This is a genomic window from Alteromonas sp. P256, assembly GCF_036864455.1.
Classification (GTDB): domain Bacteria; phylum Pseudomonadota; class Gammaproteobacteria; order Enterobacterales; family Alteromonadaceae; genus Alteromonas.
Genome location: NZ_JAZETM010000006.1, coordinates 18,559 through 40,765, shown reverse-complemented (window position 1 = coordinate 40,765; position 22,207 = coordinate 18,559). Strand labels below are relative to the sequence as shown.

22 protein-coding genes are annotated in these 22,207 nt (G+C 42.6%); 6 read left to right on the top strand and 16 right to left on the bottom strand.

What is annotated here, in order from left to right; translation table 11 throughout:
• Positions 1–504: 504 nt before the first annotated feature.
• The 9 genes from V7R39_RS10730 to rpmH form a co-directional block, all read right to left on the bottom strand.
• A complete protein-coding gene (locus tag V7R39_RS10730) occupies positions 505–1,329 on the bottom strand; it encodes an ATP-binding protein (RefSeq protein ID WP_334030648.1) in 825 nt (274 codons plus the stop codon).
• A gap of 6 nt (positions 1,330–1,335) precedes the next feature.
• On the bottom strand, positions 1,336–2,004 hold the full coding sequence (locus V7R39_RS10725; protein ID WP_163107597.1) for a DnaT-like ssDNA-binding domain-containing protein: 669 nt from the start codon (positions 2,002–2,004) through the stop codon (positions 1,336–1,338).
• Entirely contained in the window at positions 2,001–2,438 is a 438-nt protein-coding gene (gene mioC, locus V7R39_RS10720; protein ID WP_334030647.1) for an FMN-binding protein MioC, read from the bottom strand. Before mioC ends, V7R39_RS10725 begins: the two co-directional genes overlap by 4 nt.
• A 3-nt stretch (positions 2,439–2,441) precedes the next feature.
• A complete protein-coding gene (gene mnmE / locus V7R39_RS10715) occupies positions 2,442–3,830 on the bottom strand; it encodes a tRNA uridine-5-carboxymethylaminomethyl(34) synthesis GTPase MnmE (RefSeq protein ID WP_334030646.1) in 1,389 nt (462 codons plus the stop codon).
• A gap of 2 nt (positions 3,831–3,832) precedes the next feature.
• A complete protein-coding gene (locus V7R39_RS10710; protein ID WP_163107594.1) occupies positions 3,833–4,315 on the bottom strand; it encodes a YajQ family cyclic di-GMP-binding protein in 483 nt (160 codons plus the stop codon).
• Between the two features lie 64 nt (positions 4,316–4,379).
• Positions 4,380–6,038, bottom strand: coding sequence for a membrane protein insertase YidC (yidC, locus tag V7R39_RS10705; RefSeq protein WP_334030645.1), 1,659 nt, complete (start codon positions 6,036–6,038; stop codon positions 4,380–4,382).
• Positions 6,039–6,048: 10 nt separating this feature from the next.
• On the bottom strand, positions 6,049–6,297 hold the full coding sequence (gene yidD / locus V7R39_RS10700; protein ID WP_203565281.1) for a membrane protein insertion efficiency factor YidD: 249 nt from the start codon (positions 6,295–6,297) through the stop codon (positions 6,049–6,051).
• The gene (gene rnpA, locus V7R39_RS10695) at positions 6,282–6,641 is read right to left on the bottom strand and encodes a ribonuclease P protein component (RefSeq protein WP_334030643.1); all 360 of its coding nucleotides are present in this window, start codon (positions 6,639–6,641) and stop codon (positions 6,282–6,284) included. Before rnpA ends, yidD begins: the two co-directional genes overlap by 16 nt.
• 17 nt (positions 6,642–6,658) lie before the next feature.
• The gene (gene rpmH, locus V7R39_RS10690) at positions 6,659–6,793 is read right to left on the bottom strand and encodes a 50S ribosomal protein L34 (protein ID WP_014290886.1); all 135 of its coding nucleotides are present in this window, start codon (positions 6,791–6,793) and stop codon (positions 6,659–6,661) included.
• Between the two features lie 589 nt (positions 6,794–7,382).
• On the opposite strand from rpmH, the gene dnaA reads away from it, so the two are divergent.
• From dnaA to gyrB, 4 genes are all read left to right on the top strand, one after another.
• Positions 7,383–9,125 carry a chromosomal replication initiator protein DnaA gene (gene dnaA / locus V7R39_RS10685; RefSeq protein WP_334030641.1) on the top strand — a complete coding sequence of 581 codons (1,743 nt, stop codon included), beginning with the start codon at positions 7,383–7,385 and terminating at the stop codon, positions 9,123–9,125.
• Between the two features lie 33 nt (positions 9,126–9,158).
• The gene (gene dnaN / locus V7R39_RS10680) at positions 9,159–10,259 is read left to right on the top strand and encodes a DNA polymerase III subunit beta (RefSeq protein WP_163107591.1); all 1,101 of its coding nucleotides are present in this window, start codon (positions 9,159–9,161) and stop codon (positions 10,257–10,259) included.
• A gap of 114 nt (positions 10,260–10,373) precedes the next feature.
• Positions 10,374–11,462 (top strand): DNA replication/repair protein RecF, encoded by a 1,089-nt coding sequence (gene recF / locus V7R39_RS10675; RefSeq protein WP_334030640.1) that lies wholly within the window; start codon positions 10,374–10,376, stop codon positions 11,460–11,462.
• 8 nt (positions 11,463–11,470) lie between these two features.
• Positions 11,471–13,891: a DNA topoisomerase (ATP-hydrolyzing) subunit B gene (gene gyrB, locus V7R39_RS10670; protein ID WP_334030638.1), complete on the top strand. Its 2,421-nt coding sequence runs from the start codon at positions 11,471–11,473 to the stop codon at positions 13,889–13,891.
• A gap of 176 nt (positions 13,892–14,067) precedes the next feature.
• On the opposite strand, the gene V7R39_RS10665 is transcribed toward gyrB, so the two are convergent.
• The 3 genes from V7R39_RS10665 to glyQ form a co-directional block, all read right to left on the bottom strand.
• Entirely contained in the window at positions 14,068–14,526 is a 459-nt protein-coding gene (locus tag V7R39_RS10665) for a hypothetical protein (RefSeq protein WP_334030637.1), read from the bottom strand.
• Positions 14,527–14,608: 82 nt separating this feature from the next.
• Positions 14,609–16,687 (bottom strand): glycine--tRNA ligase subunit beta, encoded by a 2,079-nt coding sequence (gene glyS, locus V7R39_RS10660; RefSeq protein WP_334030636.1) that lies wholly within the window; start codon positions 16,685–16,687, stop codon positions 14,609–14,611.
• Between the two features lie 2 nt (positions 16,688–16,689).
• The gene (gene glyQ, locus V7R39_RS10655) at positions 16,690–17,595 is read right to left on the bottom strand and encodes a glycine--tRNA ligase subunit alpha (RefSeq protein WP_032095227.1); all 906 of its coding nucleotides are present in this window, start codon (positions 17,593–17,595) and stop codon (positions 16,690–16,692) included.
• A gap of 131 nt (positions 17,596–17,726) precedes the next feature.
• Between glyQ and V7R39_RS10650 the strand changes: the two genes are divergently transcribed.
• Positions 17,727–18,323, top strand: a complete 597-nt coding sequence (locus tag V7R39_RS10650; protein WP_334030633.1) for a DNA-3-methyladenine glycosylase I — start codon at positions 17,727–17,729, stop codon at positions 18,321–18,323.
• 244 nt (positions 18,324–18,567) lie between these two features.
• Here the strand turns inward: V7R39_RS10650 and V7R39_RS10645 are convergent, their stop codons facing one another.
• The 4 genes from V7R39_RS10645 to V7R39_RS10630 all read right to left on the bottom strand — a co-directional run bounded on the left by V7R39_RS10645 (position 18,568) and on the right by V7R39_RS10630 (position 21,252).
• On the bottom strand, positions 18,568–19,020 hold the full coding sequence (locus V7R39_RS10645; protein ID WP_334030631.1) for a DUF2489 domain-containing protein: 453 nt from the start codon (positions 19,018–19,020) through the stop codon (positions 18,568–18,570).
• Between the two features lie 14 nt (positions 19,021–19,034).
• Positions 19,035–19,541 (bottom strand): Der GTPase-activating protein YihI, encoded by a 507-nt coding sequence (gene yihI, locus V7R39_RS10640; RefSeq protein WP_287010585.1) that lies wholly within the window; start codon positions 19,539–19,541, stop codon positions 19,035–19,037.
• Between the two features lie 53 nt (positions 19,542–19,594).
• Positions 19,595–20,227: a class I SAM-dependent methyltransferase gene (locus V7R39_RS10635; protein WP_334030630.1), complete on the bottom strand. Its 633-nt coding sequence runs from the start codon at positions 20,225–20,227 to the stop codon at positions 19,595–19,597.
• A 401-nt stretch (positions 20,228–20,628) separates the two neighbouring features.
• Positions 20,629–21,252 (bottom strand): c-type cytochrome, encoded by a 624-nt coding sequence (locus V7R39_RS10630; RefSeq protein WP_163107582.1) that lies wholly within the window; start codon positions 21,250–21,252, stop codon positions 20,629–20,631.
• A gap of 173 nt (positions 21,253–21,425) precedes the next feature.
• Here V7R39_RS10630 and yihA point away from each other — a divergent pair, with 173 nt between their 5' ends.
• Positions 21,426–22,055: a ribosome biogenesis GTP-binding protein YihA/YsxC gene (gene yihA / locus V7R39_RS10625; RefSeq protein WP_334030629.1), complete on the top strand. Its 630-nt coding sequence runs from the start codon at positions 21,426–21,428 to the stop codon at positions 22,053–22,055.
• Positions 22,056–22,207: the final 152 nt, after the last annotated feature.

The window sequence follows — 22,207 nt, the reverse complement described above, 5'->3', positions numbered from 1 at the left end:
ATCGGCAAGATCTGTGGGTAACCGATCAAAACGCATTTAGATCATCGTCTTACGCGATCAACAACTTTGGGAAACACAGCTATATAACCCCCTATTGATCTTGTGTATAAACACCCTACTTATCCACACAAGCTAATTTCAAAAAAGTTATTCTTTTTACGATCAGAGCTTATACACAGGGCGTTGTAGGATCCTATCCACAGGCCTGATCAAGATGTGATCCAGCTGGGGATAAAATGTTTGCTAATTCGACATTGGGATCGCAGGATCGAGCAAATACAAGGTGTTCAAAGGGATCTTCCTGTGGAGGAGATCTTTCCACAATTTCCCTATGGATCATCTGATCGCGTGATCCCATTATTATAAAAATAATTGCGTTCACAAAAAATATTTATCCGTTTTTATAATTTTAAGAAGTAAAAATAAAAAAAAGACAACAGAGATGAGCCCTCTGTTGTCTTTAATTTGAAATATTTTGATTGTAACGGCGTTACGCTAATACGATTAACGCACCTGGTTTGGTTGGTACCTCGGTGTGGCTAAAGCGCTTTCTTCTTCATGATCAGCCGTTAATTCATCGCGCCTGCTAGGACCTTGAAAACGCACCTTGTAGGTATCGTATTCTCGTATTGACTCATAGCAATAGCGTCCTAGCGCATTCTCTAGTTCTGCAAGGTTATGGTTGGTAATAAGAATACAGTTTTTCTTATTCACTAGTCTTTGACGTAAAAGATTACCAAACCAGCTTTGTGCGTTCTTTTTTAAGATGCTTTCGTTAACGCATACTTCATCGAGGATCAGCAAGTCAACGTTAAGAAGTTCGTGGTGTATCTCTCTAAATCGTTGGCCTGCATTATCTGAGGCTGAAAAATCGAAAGAGAAATTTCGCATCTCCAAAATAGTAGAAAGCTGCCTGTACAACACAGATATTTCGTATTGGTCGATAAGCTGATGCGCAATTGCACCTGCAATATGTGATTTACCGCGCCCATAATCGCCGTAGAAAATCATCATGTGAGAGCCGCTTTGACGCCACGCAGGGTCATCATGTGCCGCGATAAATGACTGAGCAATGGATACCGCTTCTATTACATCATCGCTATCTTCAACGAGGTTAGAGAAGGTCCACTTAGGATTGAGATCGGAACGCCCGTGTATGGCCTCCACACGCGCTTTCTTGCTGCGCTGCTGTAGTTGCGAGATCTCTTCATTAGCCTGCGCTTCATATTGCTTACGCAGCGTTTTGTAGTCGATGTATTCGTTATCCGGATCGACGGGCTTATTCAACGCCTTGGCTAAATTTGCGATTTTATCTGTAATGCGATCCATATTGAATTAACTCTTTTTTGATGAGGCGTACTTGGCGACCAACTTCTTAGCATTATCATCCGCTTCTATGCCTGCTGCAACTTTCACTTGCTGACTTCCCACAACTTTTGTTGCAGAGTAGCCTGACGCCAGTCTCTTACGCTTAATATTGTTAGCAAATTTTTGCGTCCACTGAAACTCACTAAATATAGAACTAGGTCGCCCTAACCAGTACGCTACGAATTCTCCGATATCATTATCGTCAAAGGTTTTGTCAATAATGCCCAGTAAGTTCGCCATTTCTTTAAATAGGGCGCTGTTTGGTTTCCAGTCTTGGGTCATAGCGGTGTGCTGTTTGTGCAGCACATCAAAATCTGAAACAGGTTCACTCAGTAACGGCAGCAGTAATGTTTTGCCGTTAATACTGCGCTCTAAGTCGATATCAAGGGGGAGGGTAACTAGGCCCACTTGTTCTAGCTGTTTTAGCAGGCTATTGATTTGTCTTCCTCGTAAATAGTGAGGTTCTTTGCTGTCACCGTTAAGTAGTGCTAGCAATGACTTATAATCAATAGCCGATGAAGACGTGGTAGCGGTGTTGGCATTTGTGCGCAGGCCCAGCATGTACAGCACGCGACAGTCATTGGAAATGGGAGACTGCAGAACCGTTAGTTCAGCTTGGGTAAGAGGCTTACTCATGCGGGTTCTAGTACGCCTTCAAACCATTCACTGGCGATGTCTTCTGGGATTGGATGCTCAAGCACATCAACATGAAGCGCTGGAGCATTAAGGGTACCGCCACGCTCTGTGATGAGTGATTCCATGGTTTTAGCGCCGTAACAGAATGTGTCATAGCTTGTATCGCCTAATCCCACAATATAGGCACTGACTGAGGACAGGTCAGTAGTTTTTAACTGCCCTGCAAAGGGCTGTATATTGTCGGGTAGTTCGCCAGCGCCGTGGGTGGAGGTGCACACTAACCAGTGCGCCGATGTAGATATATTGTCAAGATTAGGCTCAAGGTGAATAGTGTAAGTAAACCCCTTTTGCTTCAACGTTTCTGCAAGAGCGTCTGCAACGTATTCCGCAGCACCTAACATCGTGCCAACTATAATTTCAAAGTGCTTAGTCATTAACTATTTACCAATACAAAAAGAAGAAAATATCTTTCCAAGAAGATCATCAGAGGTAAATTCACCCGTGATTTCGCAAAGTGCCTGATGGGCTAACCGCAATTCTTCGGCTAAGAGTTCACCCGCCATTGCATCATGCAGCTGTTGCTCTCCCGTTGTCACGTGATTATTTGCTTGATCGAGTGCGTCAATGTGTCTACGGCGAGCAATGAATTGGCCCTCCGTTGTCGTATCGAACCCCATGGTGGTTGCTAAATGAGACTTTAACGTATCAACGCCATCCCCCTGTTTAGCAGACAAATTGATAACAGATATATCGCCTTGCTGGGTGGCAACGGTACTTTGGCCTACATCTAAAGTGCTTAAATCGGCCTTATTTCTTACTACAGTAACCGGAATACCTAGGGGTAAACGCTGCATAAACTCCGGCCAAATCTCGAACGGGTCGATGATAGATGTGGCCGTTGAATCTACGACAAAGAGAACGTGATCAGCATCGCTTATCGCTTGCCAGGCACGTTCAATACCAATTTGCTCTACTTTGTCGGGGCTTTCTCGTAGACCCGCCGTATCGATAATGTGAACGGGCATACCATCAATATGAATATGCTCTTTTAATACATCTCGGGTTGTACCGGCAATGTCGGTGACTATGGCACTTTCTCTACCTGCCAGTGCATTCAGTAAGCTTGATTTACCAGCATTGGGTCTACCGGCGATAACCACCTGCATACCTTCGCGTAAAAGAGAGCCTTGCTTTGCTTGCTCCCGCACTGAAGCCAAGCTTTGAACAATGGCTGCAAGGTCCCCAGACACTTTGCCATCAGAAAGAAAGTCTATTTCTTCTTCAGGAAAATCAATCGCTGCTTCAACATACATGCGAAGATGAATAATTTGGTCGGATAAGGTTTGGATTTGTGTTGAAAAATCACCTTGAAGGGAGCGTAACGCACTGCGTGCAGCCTGTTGTGAACTTGCGTCTATTAAGTCAGCAATGGCCTCTGCCTGAGCTAAATCGAGCTTATCATTGAGAAAAGCTTGCTCGCTAAACTCGCCAGGATTGGCTAATCGAGCACAGCCTGTAGCGAGTACCGCGTTAATAAGCATGTCCATGACAACTTGACCGCCGTGCCCTTGAAGCTCAAGTACATCTTCGCCAGTAAATGAGTTAGGGCCCTTAAAGAAAAGCGCGATGCCTTGGTCTATGACGGTTTTTTTACTATCAATAAACGAAGTATAGGCAGCTTGTCTAGGTGTGAGTTCACAGGGCACTAACGCGTGTGCGACTTCCTTTGCCTTTGGGCCTGACACGCGAATAATTCCCACACCGCCTCGTCCTGGAGCCGTTGCCTGAGCAGTAATAGTGTCCGTTGAGAAGGTGAGTGAATCCATAATTAATCGCGAAAATTCTTAAATTGAAACGGTTGACCAAGGTCAGACGATTTAACCAATGCCATTACTTGTTGAAGGTCGTCGCGTTTTTTACCCGTCACGCGCAGCTCTTCACCCTGAATCGCAGTTTGAACCTTGAGTTTGGCATCTTTAATCAGCTTAACGATTTTCTTCGCCATAGGTTGCTCAATACCCTCTTTAAACGCAATGGTTTGGCGATAGGTTTTGCCATGGGCATCAAAAGGTTTTACATCTATGGAAGACGTATCCACATTTCGTTTTGAACAAGCCGTTCTAAACATGCTTTCCATTTGCTGAAGTTGAAATTCAGCCTCTGCTTTCATAACAACGGTTTTCTCTTTGTAATCAAAGCTAGCTTCAATTCCGCGAAAATCGAAACGCGTAGAAAGCTCTCTGCTTGCGTTTTCCGTTGCGTTTCGTACTTCTTCCATATTTATTTCTGAAACAATATCAAATGATGGCACAGTAAATTCCTCGTTAGACAAAACAGCCCGCTTAGGCGGGCTGTATAATTAAACAAACAATATGTTATTTATTGCTTATGCCCCGCTTCTCCATGGAAGCATAGATCATTTTGGCTTGAACCAGTGTGATGACATTACTCACCAACCAGTATAGTACCAGACCTGCAGGGAACCATAAGAAGAACACACTCATCATCACCGGCATCCACTGCATTATTTTTTGCTGCATAGGGTCGGTAATGGTAGTGGGTTGCAATTTTTGTAGTAAATACATGCTTGCACCAGTTAATACTGGCAACACAAAGTAGGGGTCTTTAGTCGATAAATCGGTTATCCATAGCACAAAGTCTGCATGGCGAAGTTCAACACTTTCCATTAATACCCAATACAGGGCTAGGAAAATAGGCATTTGTAAAAGCAAAGGTAGACAGCCACCCATAGGGTTTACTTTTTCTTTGCGATACAACTCCATCATCGCTTGAGACATTTTTTGTCTATCGTCGCCAAAGCGGTCTTTAAGCTGCTGCATCTTAGGGGCTAAGTTACGCATACGGGCCATTGACTCGTATTGCTTTTTGGTTAGCCAATACATAGCGCCTTTAACCACAATAGTGATAAGAATGATTGCAACACCCCAGTTATTCACAAGGCTATGTAAGAAGGTAAGCAGTGAAAACAACGGCTGAGAAATCCAAAATAGAATGCCGTAATCAACAGTTAGGTCTAGACCTCGCGCTATTTTTGCAAGGCTATCTTGGTCTTTAGGACCCATATAGAGCGTTGAGGCAATTGTTTTAGACTCTCCGGCGTTGATGGTCTCAGCAGGTGAAAGCACACCAATAACTGCAAACTGATTATTAATATTGCGAGAATAAAGGGTGTTGGTTTGTTCTTGAGAAGGAACCCATGCAGACACGAAATAGTGCTCTAGCATTCCCACCCAACCAGCTTTAGTGGTTTTGCGTAGGTTTTCGTCCTCTATCTCATCAAAAGAATACTTATCGTATCTATCATCTTCTGTAGAGAATGCCGCACCGCGATAGGTCGGCATAAACATATTACCGTCGTCTTCAAAGTCCATAACCTGCTTTAGCTGGGCATATGGCTGAACGTTTGCAGCGGTGCTCGTTGCGTTTTGCACATCATAACTTACGCTCACATCGTAGTGGCCTTGGGTAAACGTAAAGGTTTTAGTAATTGAAAGACCCTGACTATTCTTCCATGTTAATGGCACCACTAAGGTATCGCCATTAAGCTGATAAGCCGATTGTTGTGCGGTATAAACGGGTCTGCCAGTTGCGCTAGCATCTGGGCCTTGCTTACCAATTAATCCACTTTGCGCAACGTACAACCCCATGCCCGAACGCAATAAACTGTAAGGCTCATCAGAACCCTGAGTCACTGGAAATTTTATTAGATTTGCAGAGATAACATCGCCGCCTAATAAATCGATACGCACATCTAGCGTGTCAGTTTTTACCTCGATAATGCGATTTGTGTTTTGCGTTTGAGCTATGGCTTGTGCAGCAGGTACACTATCGCTTGTAGGAACATCTTCACTTTGTGCTTCGTCAAAAGAAGGTACACCTTGATTTGCTTGTTGCGTCTGTTCTTGCTGAACAGGATTTATAGGCTGTGGCCCATAATCTTTTTGCCAAGCTTGCCATAGCAAAAAGGTAACTAGCGCTAGGCCAATTATCAGAAAACTGCGTTGCGATTCCATATAGGTCTCTTTATTTTGAGTGTTTATCTTGTTGTTTTTCTGGTACCGGATCGTAACCCCCGGCATGCAAAGGCTGACATTTTAATATGCGTTTAAACGATAACCAACCGCCTTTTACTAATCCGTGTGTTTTTAGTGCGTCTATAGCATACCAAGAACAGGACGGATGGAAACGACATCGTTGGCCTAAAACAGGCGAAATAAACCATTGATAAAATTTTATCAATGCCAGAGGAACTGCAATTAAGAGTTTCCGCAACGCTTGTTTAATTTTTTCCATAGCTTTTCTAAAGTTGCAAAAACTTCTTGGTTGCTAAGATTATCGGCACCTGACTTACCTATAACGATAATATCTACATTTGGTAAGTGATGTTGTTTGTGTCTAAAACTTTCACGTACAAGTCGTTTGAGCCTATTTCTATCATGGGCTTTACGGACGCGTTTTTTCGCTATGGTAATACCGAGTCGCGAATTATTATGAGAGTTTTTTCTAGCTAGAATAGTAAAAGAGGGAGATACAGCTGGGATTGCGTTATCAAACACATAAGTAAAGTGGGAGGGAGTCAACAGACGCAACTCCCTTGAAAAATTATTTTCGCCCACTTTTGGCGTCTTTCTAATTAAGCTGAAAGACGAGCGCGGCCTTTTGCACGGCGAGCTGCTAGTACTTTACGACCATTTTTAGTCGCCATACGAGCACGAAAACCGTGAGAACGCTTGCGCTTAAGATTGCTCGGTTGAAATGTTCTTTTCATGACCAAAGTCTCACTTATATTTAGTTACAAACATAGGCGTTTTTTGGTAACACATTATTTCATTATTAAAATAATGTGGAGTTCTCACCAGAAAAGCCCATCGAAAAAGGACGCTGAATTCTAGAGATCTCGGGGGCTCGTGTCAATGCATAATGTAGCTTTTGGGGAGAATAATTGAACAATTTTTACTATTTTTTATTGAAATGAGTTATTTAAATTCATTAAGGCTGTGAATAACCCACTTTTATAGCATAGGTTATCCACAGTAGGGTGTGTAAAATCATGAATGTGGGGATCAGATCAAGGGCTTTTATTTTATTTTTAGGTGTAAGAAAGTCTAAAGTAAGTTCGTTTTGATCTAAAGGAAAAAATAATAATTTACAAAGAGTTATCAATTTGATCGTAGCGATCTGCTGAGATCGGGATTTACTTTTTGTTGATAAAATAAGATAATCCACAGACTAGAACGATAATTTACTTTCTCGCGATTATTCAACATACCTTCTAAGAACGTTCACGGCTTCCTCTTACGCGATGTCGACACTACTCTATTTGGTTTTTCGCGAGCAACGGGAGCTAACAACGTACCATGTCCTTATGGAACCAATGTCTTGAACGCCTGCGTCAAGAACTACCGACGCAACAATTCAGTATGTGGATTAGACCGCTTGTTTGTGAAGAACAAGAGGGATATGTAGCTCTTTTTGCGCCGAACCGCTTTGTTTTAGATTGGGTGAGAGATAAATATTTAGATAATATTACGGGTCTTCTCCGTGAGTTTGCAGGTGAAAGTACGCCACAATTGCACCTTGAAGTAATGAACCGTCAACGAGTCAACCACTCGTCGCAACAAAATTCAGCTTCTTCATCAGGTATGTCACAGTCTGCACCACGTCAGAACGCTTATCAGCACAGCGCCCAATCTCAGCCCGGTTCTAATCAATCAGGTTCTATACAACAAGGACATTCTCAGTCTGCGTCGCAATCGCAGCAATCGTCAGCTAATCAGAGTCCGACGTCTCATAACCCTTATAATCACAGTAATACGAACCAACATCATTCCCCGCAGAATAGTGGTGGTTTCTCTAGGGGCAATGATTTTGGCGATAATAATTCTGGTGATAAAAGCTTCGGTGATAAAAGCTTTGGTGATAGAAGCTCAGGAGATAGCAGTTCTGGGGATAGGAACAGCAGTATAAATGCAAACAGCAGCCGAAGTTACCATGAGCAAAACAGAGCAGCTAATCAAGCGTCCGCGCCTCGTACTCAGCCATCGCCCAGAGTAGTACCTATTCCCGAGGCAATGAAGCATAAGAGCAATATCAACCCAACCTATCAATTTGATAATTTTGTAGAGGGTAAATCAAACCAACTTGCTCGCGCGGCCGCGACGCAAGTAGCGAATAATCCTGGTGGTTCATATAACCCACTGTTTATATATGGTGGCACCGGCTTAGGTAAAACTCACTTATTGCATGCAGTAGGTAACGGTATTGTTGCAAATAATGGTGATGCAAAGATTGTGTACATGCACTCCGAACGATTCGTGCAAGACATGGTGAAAGCATTGCAGAATAACGCTATCGAAGATTTCAAGCGTTTTTACCGCTCTGTTGATGCTCTGCTTATTGATGATATTCAATTTTTTGCTAATAAAGAGCGATCGCAAGAAGAGTTCTTTCATACCTTCAATGCGTTGTTGGAAGGAAATCAGCAGATCATTTTGACATCGGATCGTTATCCAAAAGAGATCGATGGCGTTGAGGATCGGTTAAAATCCCGGTTTGGATGGGGCTTGACCATTGCGATCGAACCGCCAGAACTTGAAACACGGGTTGCGATCTTAATGCGGAAAGCTGCAGAGAATCGCATTCACCTTCCTAATGAAGTGGCATTCTTTATCGCGAAACGATTGCGTTCTAATGTTAGGGAATTAGAAGGGGCATTAAATCGGGTTATTGCCAATGCTAATTTTACTGGTCGACCCATTACTATTGATTTTGTCAGAGAGGCATTGCGTGACCTTCTCGCTTTACAAGAAAAGCTTGTAACTGTTGATAATATTCAGAAAACCGTGGCAGATTATTATAAGATAAAGGTAGCTGATATTTTATCTAAGCGAAGAAGTAGAAGTGTTGCTCGTCCTCGTCAAGTTGCAATGGCGCTGGCCAAAGAGTTGACCAACCACAGCTTACCAGAACTCGGTAATGCCTTTGGTGGAAGGGACCATACTACGGTACTCCATGCGTGTAGAAAAATAGAGCAGCTAAGAGAAGAAAGTCATGATATAAAAGAAGACTATAAAAACCTCATTAGGACATTGTCTTCCTAAATAATACGACCTTAGAGGCGAGATAGCACTGCGATGAAATTTACTATAAGCCGCGAACAGTTTTTACAACCCCTCCAACTCGTGTCTGGTGCTGTTGAGCGTAGACACACGTTGCCTATTTTATCTAACGTACTGATTAAAGTTAGCGAAGGCGCATTGTGGTTAACCGGTACAGATTTAGAGGTTGAGCTTATTTCAAGCATTAAGCTTGAATCTGAATTTACCGAAGGGGAAATTACCGTACCTGCCAAAAAGCTTTTTGATATTATTCGTGGCATTTCTGAAGGTACTGATATTCACTTCTCCATCGATGGCAGTAAAGCACTCATTAGAGCTGGCCGCGGTCGTTACACTCTATCCACTTTGTCTGCCAGCGACTATCCAAATTTGGAAGACTGGGAGGGTGAGGTTGAGTTCGAATTGTCTTGCAGTGACCTTAAACGTCTAATCGATTCCACCAGTTTTTCAATGGCGCAGCAAGACGTGCGCTATTATTTGAATGGAATGTCGCTAGAGACCGAGGAAAATGTCATTCGCACAGTGGCGACAGATGGCCATAGATTAGCGCTTTGTCGTCTTAACTATGAAACTGCATTACCGGCACGCCAAGTCATTATTCCTAGAAAGGGCGTATTAGAAATTTCTCGGTTAATCTCTGACGATGATAAATCGTTAAAGGTGCAGATTGGTGCCAATCATCTTCGTATATTTTCAAATGACTTTATCTTTACGTCAAAATTAGTAGACGGGCGTTTCCCTGATTATCGTAGGGTACTTCCTCAAAATGGCGATAAAGAAATTATTGCCAGCAAAGCGGTGTTAAAAGAAGCCTTTTCACGCGCAGCAATTCTATCGAATGAAAAATTCAGAGGCGTTCGCTTAAATCTTGCTACTGGCGAGCTGAAAATTACGGCCAACAACCCAGAGCAAGAAGAGGCTGAGGAAAACGTAGACGTGCAGTACGAAGGCGATGACCTTGAAATTGGCTTCAACGTTGCGTACCTCATTGATGTATTGAATTCTTTAAATTCAGATATGGTTAAGGTTAGCCTGTCTGATTCAAATGCGAGTGCGTTAATTGAAGATAATGCCGATGACGCTGCGCTTTATGTCATCATGCCTATGCGTTTGTAGCACTGCAGAAAGTAACAACATCAATTTAAGGCCTACAGCATTATTTTAATTGCTATCGATAGAGCGGTGCATTGGTTATCAATGTATCGCTTTTATTCCCTTTAGAGTTCTATTATGAAATTGGACCAGGTTCAAATTGCGAACTTCCGTAATTTGTCGTCTATTAGTTTCTCCCCGTCTCCTTCTTTAACGATCATCCAAGGTGTTAACGGTAGCGGTAAATCGTCTCTTATAGAGGCGCTTTATTACCTTGGGTTTGGCCGTTCTTTTCGCACCAACAAACACAGCGCTGTTATTCAACACGATAAGAATGAGTTTAGTGTATTTGCATCGTGTCATAACGAAAATGGTGATAAGCAAAAGATAGGTTTTCAGCGAACTAGGGGAGACCAATTTACCTGTAGTATCGATGGTGAACATTCTAAAAAGCTTTCTGATTTAGTGAGCTTGGTACCTATTCAATTATTCACGCCGCAAAGTACTGACCTCATTATAGGCTCTCCCTCTGAAAGACGTCGGTTTTGTGACTGGGGATTGTTTCACGTGAAACATGAGTTTCAGTCGGTTGCGAATCAATATGCCAAATTCTTAAAGCATAGAAATGCACTACTAAAACAGCAGGCTAATCTATCCGCTCCAGAAAACCAGTATTGGGAAAGTCAATTTGCGTTGTTAGGTGAAAAACTTACTGAGATCAGAGAAGAGTACCTGCTTTCATTGACACCAATATTTGAAAAATACGCCAAAGAATTCTTACCAACCTTTGAAGTCAAACTGAGTTACTATAAAGGATGGGAAAAAGATGCGTCTTTATCAGAAAGCCTAGTTAAAAAGAAAGAGTATGATGGTAAAATAGGACATACTTCTTCTGGGCCGCACAAAGCTGATGTTAAGCTTAAAGTGAATGGTGTTAATGCCCAAGAGCTGTTATCCCGAGGTCAGCTTAGAATGGCTGTCGCGGCGCTACAAATGTCACAAACAGAATTATTTAATACCACTACAAATAGAAAAAGTATTTTTCTGTTAGATGACGTCGGTGCAGAACTAGACGCCGATAAAAGAGAACAATTTATTGACGGGTTATTAAGGATGGACACGCAGGTTTTCGTTACTGCAATTGAATCCACTCAACTCGAATTTATACAAAAATACAACGAAAAGAAAATGTTTCACGTGGAACATGGAAACGTGAAAGAGGAGTAAAAGCTAGTATGTCAGAAGAGAACAACTACGACTCGTCCAGTATTAAGGTACTTAAAGGATTAGACGCTGTAAGAAAACGTCCGGGTATGTACATTGGTGATACCGATGATGGCACCGGTTTGCATCACATGGTTTTTGAGGTGGTCGACAATTCAATTGACGAAGCCCTTGCTGGTCACTGTTCTGAAATTGTCGTGCTTATACACAGCGACGGTTCTATTTCTGTATCTGATGATGGTCGCGGTATACCAACAGAGCTTCATGAAGAAGAGGGTGTTTCTGCAGCCGAAGTTATCATGACGGTTCTACATGCTGGCGGTAAGTTTGATGATAACTCATATAAAGTTTCTGGTGGTCTTCACGGTGTTGGCGTTTCTGTTGTAAATGCACTTTCAAGCCGACTCAAGTTACGCATCCGACGTAACGGTAAAGCCCATGAGCAAGAGTATAAACATGGTGTTCCACAAGAACCACTAGCTGTAACGGGCGATACAGATAAAAGTGGAACTATGATCCGCTTCTGGCCAAGCGAAGAAACATTTACTAATACCCTTTATCATTACGACATTCTTGCTAAACGTTTACGCGAACTCTCATTCTTGAATTCTGGCGTATCGATTAAGCTGAAAGACGAAAGAGACGGTAAAGAGGACCACTTCAAATACGAAGGTGGTATCAAAGCGTTTGTCGAATATCTCAATGATAAAAAGACAGCTATTCACCAAAAAGTGTTCCATTTTAGTGCTGAACGGGAAGACGGTATTAGCGTTGAAGTTGCTATGCAGTGGAATGATAGCTTCCAAGAAAATGTATTTTGCTTTACCAATAACATTCCTCAGCGCGACGGCGGAAGCCATTTAGCCGGTTTTCGTGGCGCTTTAACACGTACGTTAAATAACTACATGGAAAAGGAAGGGTTAAACAAGAAAGCAAAAACTAACGCCAGTGGCGATGATGCTCGTGAAGGTCTAACCGCAGTTATTTCTGTAAAAGTGCCTGATCCTAAGTTTAGCTCGCAAACAAAAGACAAACTGGTTTCTTCAGAGGTTCGTCCTGTGGTTGAATCAGCAATGAATGAAAAGCTTGCAGAGTTTCTTTTAGAAAACCCTTCTGAGAGTAAAATTATCGCGAACAAGATAATCGATGCTGCTCGCGCTCGGGAAGCCGCTCGAAAAGCCCGTGATATGACTCGTCGAAAGGGCGCATTAGATTTAGCAGGTCTTCCTGGTAAGCTTGCTGATTGCCAGGAAAAAGACCCGGCATTGAGTGAGCTTTATATCGTGGAAGGTGACTCTGCTGGCGGTTCAGCCAAGCAGGGCAGAAACAGAAAAAACCAAGCTATTCTTCCGCTTAAAGGTAAGATTCTAAACGTAGAAAAAGCGCGCTTTGATAAAATGCTTTCTTCTCAAGAAGTGGCAACGCTGATTACCGCTCTTGGTTGTGGGATTGGACGTGATGAATACAACCCTGAAAAGTTGCGCTACCACAGCATCATTATCATGACGGATGCGGATGTGGACGGTTCTCATATTCGAACGTTGCTACTGACTTTCTTCTACCGTCAAATGCCAGAAATTATTGAGCGTGGGTACGTGTATATTGCTCAGCCACCACTTTATAAAGTAAAAAAGGGCAAGCAAGAACAGTATTTGAAAGATGATGATTCATTAACAAATTACCTAACGTCCATAGCCGTAGATGGTTCTTCATTACACACGAGTTCTGATGACCCAGGCATTTCGGGTGTTGGTCTTGAGAATCTTGTTAAGCAGTATCAAGCCGTGGAAAAAATGATTAATCGTATGAAGCGGTTAATGCCACAGTCTATGCTTTATAGAATGCTATATACGCCAACACTTGACGTCCAAGATTTGAAAAATGAGGACGCGCTAGAAAACGTTGCTAAGCACTTTGTTGCTCAGCTTACTGAACGCGAGAACGATGGTGCGACGTACAGTTATGAAATTAGACGCGATCAAGAGTTAAGCGAATATTACATTACTATTATTATGCGTATGCACGGTATCGACTACGAGTATATTATTGATAGAGAGTTTATCGATTCTAACGAGTATGCACGTTTACGTGACTTGAACCTTGCTATCAACGATATGATGGGACCTGAAGCTTATATTCAGCGTGGGGAGCGTAAGCAACCCGTAGACTCATTTAAAGCAGCTCTTGATTGGTTGATGAATGAAGCTAAACGCGGTCAGTACATTCAGCGCTATAAAGGTCTTGGTGAAATGAATCCAAGCCAATTATGGGAAACTACAATGGACCCAGACAGTCGTCGCATGCTTCAAGTTAGCATTGAGGATGCTATTAGCTGTGATCAATTGTTCACAACGCTAATGGGCGACCAGGTTGAACCTCGTAGAGAGTTCATTGAAGCGAATGCACTGAAAGTTGCAAACCTTGACGTATAGGCTGTTGGATTAACCCTAGTCAAAAAGTAACACCGTTTGCTAAAGCAAAGCAATTCAGCTTTAGATGGGGTTAAAATAAAAAAGGCGATTTATTAAAATCGCCTTTTTTTGTGGAAGAAAGAAATAGATAAGCGGGTGAAAGAAAAACCCAATGCTATATTTTAGTTTCGCATTAATTATATCCTAGTAACGGTGAGCGCCACTTCTTTTGAGCCAGCGCGACGAATAACAAAGCGATACATACCGGTAGATGATGGAGTGAATTGAAGGTTCTCTGAGCCTTGCTCACAGGCTAAGTAAACCGTTGTGCCTAACATTACAGGTTGGCCTTTGTACTTGCCTCCACAGCTTTGTGAAGGCGTCCAGTTAGCATCAGACAATCTGAAGTCGTAAGGTTGCCCATCTGCAATTAACTCAACATCAACTGACCATGCTGCTTTATTGTTATCAACGACTTTACGGGTAAACTTATAGCTAGGGTCGGCTTCCCACCAATTAAAAACCCCTCTGAGATACATATTCTCAAACTCTATAGCAGGTGATGAAGATGGGAGCTCTGGAATGCTAAACCCACTTTTGCTTGAACACGCTGAGAGTGAAAGACAACACAATAAAACTGATAATAACTTTTTCACTAATACTCCAGATATAAAAAAGCCCAACAGAGTCGGGCTTTAAATTTCACTTTACGAGATATTGTTATCTCATAAATTTGGCCTAGGACTTCGCAAGTATAGAAATATCTGCGGTAGTAAGGAAAAGTTGCCTTAAAAGCGTCAACAACGCAAGTCTGTTTTTCTTAACCGCTTCGTCTTCTGCCATAACCATAACGTTATCGAAGAAATCATCAATAGCGACACGCAGCGTTGCAAGAGTGGTAAGAATAGCCGTGTAATCTTGCGAACCAAGCGCTTCACTCACTTTCATTTCTGACTCAGACAGTGCTTCAAATAACGCTTTTTCTGATGTTTCTGAAAGAAGGGCATCATTAATGTGTACTGTAGCGTCAATATCGACATGTTGCTTTGCCAGAATATTCGCTACGCGTTTATTTGCTGCCGCTAGAGCTTCAGACTCATCTAACGATTTAAATAGAGCCACAGCATTAATTCGCGCAAGGTAGTCAGCTGGCTTAGTAGGGCGTCTTGCCGCGACCGACTGAATAACATCAATCGCTACCTGTTTATCCTGAAGTAACGCTGTAAAACGACCAAGGACAAAATCTACAACCTGCGATTGAGCTTTGTCATTTGAAAGTTTTTCTCCATAAACTTCAATTGATTTTGTTACCAATGTAGTTAAATCAAGTGGAAGTGATAACTCAGTGATAATACGCAGTACACCAATGGCTGCACGACGAAGGGCAAATGGGTCTTTGTCACCTTTAGGCAGCTGGCCAATACCAAATATACCAACTAGCGTATCTAGCTTATCAGCAAGCGCTACTGACGCGCTGACGCCGTTACTCGGAAGAGTATCACCGGCAAAACGAGGCATATACTGTTCATACAGGGCTTGTGCAACGTCAGAGTGCTCGTTGTCGTTTAAGGCATAGTATTTTCCCATTACGCCCTGTACGTCTGGGAATTCCATAACCATGTTGGACATGAGGTCTGCTTTAGCTAACAGTCCGGCACGTGTCGCATGTGCTTCGTCTGCATTTATTTGTGCTGCAATAAAGCCTGACAACACAGAGATGCGCTCTGATTTTTCTTTAAGCGTACCAAGTTGCTTTTGAAATAGCACGGTGCTAAGGCTATCAAGACGGCTCTCTAAGGATACTTTTCTATCGCTGTTATAGAAGAACTCAGCATCAGCTAGGCGAGGGCGGATAACTTTTTCATTGCCTGAAATGACCTGAATAGGGTCGCTACTTTCAATATTACTTACAAATAGGAAGGTATTCACCAAGTCGCCATTGGCGTCTAGAAGAGGAACATATTTTTGGTCGTCTTTCATCGTATAGATGAGCGCTTCTTTTGGTACCGCAAGGAAGCCTTCATCAAACCCTGCCTGCATCACTACTGGCCATTCAACGAGTGAAGCAATCTCTTCGAGCAGTGCTTCATCATAGTCAGCCTTTAGGGATAACGCTGTAGCAGCGTCTTCTAACTGTTGACGAGTTTTCGCTTTACGCGCTTCAAAGTCTGCAATGACATATTGCGACTCAAGAGCCGTTGCATAATTATCAGCATGATCAAGTTCAAACCGAGCTTCGCCGTGGAAGCGGTGTCCCTGTACGGTTCTGCTACTTGCTAAACCAAGGGTGTTGATATTGATAACTTCGCTGCCATAAAGTACACAAAGCGTATGGACAGGGCGAATGAATTGCGTGCTATGACTACCCCAGCGCATAGGCTTTGGAATAGGTAGTTTACTTATGGCCTGATTGATTAAACCCTCAAGAAGGGTGCTTACACCTTGACCTGGAACGTGTGCCTTATGCAGCAACCATTCGCCTTTGTCTGTAACCAGACGCTCTGCGTCAGCAACGTCAATTCCGTTGCCACGTGCCCAGCCTTGTGCCGCTTTAGTGGGGTTGCCATCGGCATCGAAGGCTGCGCTTACCGCAGGGCCTCTTTTTTCAACGACTTTATCTTCTTGACCTTCTGCCAAATTAGAAACATAAACCGCTAAACGCCTAGGCGCGGCGAACCAGCTTACTGAACCAAAAGGAAGGTTGGCAGTGGTAAGTGCTAATTCAAACTGTTGAGCAAATGCTTCACCAAGTGTTTTAAGTGCCTTTGGTGGTAGCTCTTCAGTTCCTAATTCAACTAAACAATTTTCCGTACGCACGCCTATGCCTCCTTGTTGCAAAGCGGAAAGCCTAATGCTTCGCGAGCTTGGTAATAACTTTCAGCACACGCCTTAGCTAACGCACGTACTCGTAGAATGTAACGCTGCCTTTCAGTTACTGATATAGCGTGACGAGCGTCTAGAAGATTAAACGCCTGAGACGCTTTCATAACCTGTTCGTAAGCCGGCAAAGGAAGATTATTTTCAATCAAAATTTCGCTCTGCGCCTCACATTCATCAAACGTTCTAAACAATGCCTCTACATTGGCATGCTCAAAATTATACGTTGATTGCTCAACCTCGTTTTGATGGAACACATCTCTGTAGGTCACTTTACCAAGAGGACCATCTGTCCACACGAGGTCGTAAATACTGTCTACGCCCTGCACGTACATGGCTAGACGTTCTAAGCCGTAGGTGATCTCACCGGTAACAGGCTTGCACTCGATACCACCAACTTGTTGGAAGTAGGTAAACTGAGTGACTTCCATACCATTTAGCCACACTTCCCAGCCTAAGCCCCATGCGCCAAGTGTTGGTGACTCCCAGTTGTCTTCAACAAAACGAATATCATGTACAAGTGGGTCGAAACCTAATTCTTTCAAAGATCCCAGATACAATTCTTGAATATTATCAGGTGAGGGCTTTAGCATTACCTGGAACTGATAGTAATGCTGTAGGCGATTCGGGTTCTCACCATAGCGACCGTCGGTAGGTCGACGACATGGCTGAACATAAGCACTGCTCATTGGCTCAGGACCTAACGAGCGTAGGAATGTCATAGGGTGAAATGTGCCGGCACCCACTTCCATATCTAAAGGCTGAATTATAACGCAGCCTTGACGCGCCCAGTAGTCTTGAAGCGCTAGGATTAACCCTTGAAAGGTTTTAATATCGTATTTCTGCATACATCCGCTGCTTAATAGTTAGCTGTCATAAAAAAGATGGCTTAGTATACAATTTGTGACGCGGAGTATGTAGGTGTAACGGGTGAAAAAAAGCCTAGAAAGCCGGTATTACAACAAGGATTTAATATTTGATGGCAAGTAACGCAATAAAGCGGTGTGCGTGGGTGACTGATGATCCTATTTACCAGGCATATCACGACAATGAGTGGGGCGTACCAGAAACCAATAGCCAGGCGTTATTTGCTAAATTGTGCCTCGACGGCCAACAAGCCGGCTTATCTTGGCTTACCATTCTCAAAAAGCAAAAAAATTACGAGCGCGCTTTCTATAATTTTGAGCCAAGCGCTATTGTACAAATGACTGAAGACGACGTAGAAAGGTTAATGCACGATAACGGTATTGTGAGAAACAGACTAAAAATTAAGTCTATCATTCGAAATGCAAAAGCCTTTTTGGAGATAGAAAAGTCGCAGCCTTTTAATCAGTATATTTGGCAATTTACAGGTGGAAAGACACTAGTGAATAATTGGCAGTCTCATGATGATATTCCAACGTCGACAGAAGAGTCTAAAGCAATGTCAAAAGCATTGAAAAAGGCGGGCTTTAACTTTGTTGGTGAAACTATTTGTTATGCATTTATGCAAGCAGTTGGAATGGTGAACGATCATGAGACAGGATGTCATTGCTATGATGCAGCCACAAAGCTTGCCGTAAAAAGTATGCCGTGAAGGATATGCGGTAAGGGAGCTGCACAAGGAATACAGAGGCTTTTAAGTTGCGCAACTCAAAGCTTGAACAAGAAGCTATATTTGCAAACACATTCCCTCGGGCACAAAAAAAGCAGTATACCAATACTGCTTTTTTATAAGTCGCGCTTTCCCTAGTCGGTGAATAGCCAGCTCCAGCTAAGCATTTGTATAGCTAAATATCTATAAATAAGCAGCTATAACTAAGTGCCTGTATAAAGAATACTCACGCAATTGACTCACAGTATTGTTTGAGTTTAGGTAACTCATCTAATACTTTCGACTCGTATTCAGATTCTATCTGCTCTCTCGCCTGGTCTTGCTTTCTACGCTCTTGCTTTGACAGCTTTTGTCTTGCTTCTAACACGGCAAAACCACTTATCTCGACAAACAAAGCATAGGTATGTGGATAGGTTGCTTTAAAATCGGGTGGCTCGTTCAGCGGTAACGCGTTGAGTAAGTTAACAATACGTATAACGCCCTCAGATAGGTCGCACTGCTGCTGCTCCATCGCCTTTGCGATAAGTATCACGCTTTCAGTTATGTTGCTTATACGTGAATTTTTGGCCTTATCCTGTCGAATACCCTGCTGTTTAAGCAAAAATAGCAATTTACCTGCGTAAACACCAAGGCCCAAAATAACTACTAGTGCTACACCAGTTAGTACTACCCACAGCATTGAAATATCCCGTTCTAGTTCTTAAAGTCGTCAATCTTAATAGCGTCTAACTCATCAAACGGATCGCTCTCTTCTTCATCGTCTTCATCGACAATGCCAAGTAGGTCGCACAGTACGCGATGTCGAGCCATCTTTTCATCAACGTAACGCTGCTGTTCTCTAGTAAGCTTTTTATCTGCATCTAGGTTATCTAACAAATCGGCAAGACGTTGATCTGCTTCTAAGGCGGCTAGCTCTTGTGCAGGCGTAGCATATTTTTTCTTTTCGGTAGGCGTTGGTGCAACACCTTTTGCCTTAACTAATGCAATAGGTTTCTTACTGCCTAAACGCGGATCTTTCTTTTCGCTACTTTTTCCGCCACCCGCTTTGCCTTGCTCTACATTATGGCGACTGCCTGCTGGCTTGCCTTTATGTTTTTTAGGACGTGGAGTATCAGATTTTCGATTTTCGCTAGGCTTAAAGTCTGGATCCTTACGAACGCCGATAAGGCCAACTTTACGGGATTTTTTTGAACGTGACATATATTCCAAATAAGAGAATGTGTAAAAGACTTCTTCATTATAGCGCGAATTGCTTAAAGCTTCCTCATCAAAACGACATCACTACTGGGGAATTTGATATCAAAACCATCACGTCGAGCAAGATAAGAAAAGGTACGTTCACTGAAAAAGCTCACATGCGTTGGGTCGTTCTTATAATGCCACGTTGCAAAACGTTCTTTATCAATCACTCTTTTTGTCATAATGGCCAGAATACCATTAGGATTTAGCATGCTCGTTAATATGGACCATTCTTTTGCGGGGTGGTGGAAGTGTTCTATCGCTTCGGTACATGTAATGACGTCAAAGCTTCGGTTTAACACCTCCTCGAAGGGGGCATAGAAAGGATCGTAGATGTCGACATTTAATCCTTCATCTTCCAACATTTTTGCAAGTACTGCTGCTGGCCCACATCCAAAATCCAATGCTGTTTCGCCAGTATTTATAAGTGATAGAAGAGGGTTTATAAGTTTACGTAAAAACTGTTTATAACCATCGTCGTTAAAGCTGTTTTCGTGTTTATCGTATTCACTCCTCTCGGTATGTGCACTAGGTAGAAAGTCGGGATGTACAAATACAAGATCACATTCACTGCATTGTAAATACGGTCTTTTCTTGTCGTTAAAATAAGGAGTTATAGCGGAGGTAGAGCACAGAGGACATCGCATAGGATTTTAGTGAAACGCTGTTATTAATGCTGTAAGAGATACTACCAAATAAAAGCTCAGGTAATAAAAAGAAAAAAAGGCGATGGTTTGCACCATCACCTTATTTTGAATGAGTGTCAGATGACACCTCTCCCGTTATTTACACATCTTTGTGTTTTATGCTTCCCTAGCTGTGCTCCCCTTATTGTTTTTTTTAGCAGAGCGCTATTTTTGTTTTTGACCTTCTTGGCGCTTTATCCGATCTTCCGTGGGATATTTTTATATTTCATTATTATTATTGTTATTTAGTTTGTAAGCCTACAAGGGCAACAACAAACTACGCCGTTAGATTACACTAATAATTCTAAAATACAACTTATCAAGTAACAAAATTTTAACAATAAAAGAGGTTTTTTAAAAACTTAATGTAAACCAGAGACATAGTTCGACAATATCTCGATATCTTCATCGGTTAATTTCATGGCGATGTCGCGCATCATGCCATTCATACTGTTATGACGCTGACCTGACCGAAATGATTTTAATTGAGAAGCGGTATAGGTGGCGTGTTGGCCACTGATATCGGGGAAGCCTGATAGTGATGAACCATTACCTTGCGGTCCGTGACACGCGATACATGCAGTAATCCCACGCTCTTCGTCACCACCTTGGTACAATGCTTTTCCAGCTTCTATATATTGTTCTGCTGTTTCACCTGGCGTCGCTTCTTGACTAGAGAAGTACGCAGCTAAGTCTTCCATATCTTGTGTAGAAAGAGGAGCGGCCATACCGTTCATTACCGCATTGTTACGGCCTTCTTCGCCACCTGTTTGGGACGCAAGCTTAAACTCGGTAAGTTGTTTAACGAGGTACTTTTCATGTTGCCCAGCTAGCTTAGGGTTCATGTCAATCATACTATTGCCATCAGGGCCGTGGCACGCAGCACACACCGCTGACTTCGCTTTGCCCGCTTCCGCATCGCCTTTTGCTACAGCTGTAGCGCTAAGACCCAGTGACATACAAACCAACAAACACAGTTTTTTCATAAATAATCTCTTAATGGTTCCAACGGCTCACGTTAGATACGTGATATAATCCGTATTTTACACATTTAACGCGTCAGAAAAACCTATTCCATGATAAATCTAAGGGTTTTGGTCTGTTTTAACATTAAAAAGCTGTAAACCAGACGTTATGACGCATGTGGAGGTAAGTCTAGATGTCGTATTACACCAAAGCAAAGTTCTTTACCAGTGCACCTGATATTCGTCATTTGAAAGATGATTCTGGGATAGAGGTTGCATTTGCCGGTCGCTCAAATGCCGGTAAGTCCAGCGCGCTAAACACGTTAACCCGCCAAAAAAACTTGGCAAGAACAAGTAAAACGCCAGGAAGAACGCAGTTAATCAACGTGTTCGAGTTGGATGACAACTTACGTCTAGTAGATTTGCCCGGCTATGGCTTTGCAAAAGTACCTATGGCCACCAAGCTAAAGTGGCAGAAGTCACTGGGTGAATATTTGCAAAAACGCAAATCACTGAAAGGGCTGGTTGTTTTAATGGATATTCGTCATCCGTTTAAAGATTTAGACCAAGACTTAATTCATTGGGCTGTAGACGCTGGTATTCCAGTACTTGCGCTACTGACAAAGGCTGACAAACTTAAATCTGGTAAGCGCAAGTCTCAGTTACTGATGGCACAAGAGGCGGCATTAGCGTTTATGGGCGATGTTACCGTTAATACGTTTTCTTCTTTAAACCGTCACGGCTTGCCTGAACTTGAGCAGATGCTTGATAAGTGGCTTGGTCGCACTACTTCTGACGATGATGAAGCGACGGATGCTGAGTAAAAAGCAAAAAAATGCCTCGCTAAAAAAACGAGGCATTGAATGAGAGAAAACACATAAAAACCGACGATATAGAGTGGGTGAAAAACGAAAAGTTCAGAATAAGTTGAAAATAATTAAAAATGCTAATTCTGCCTGCGCTTCCGTTACTACCA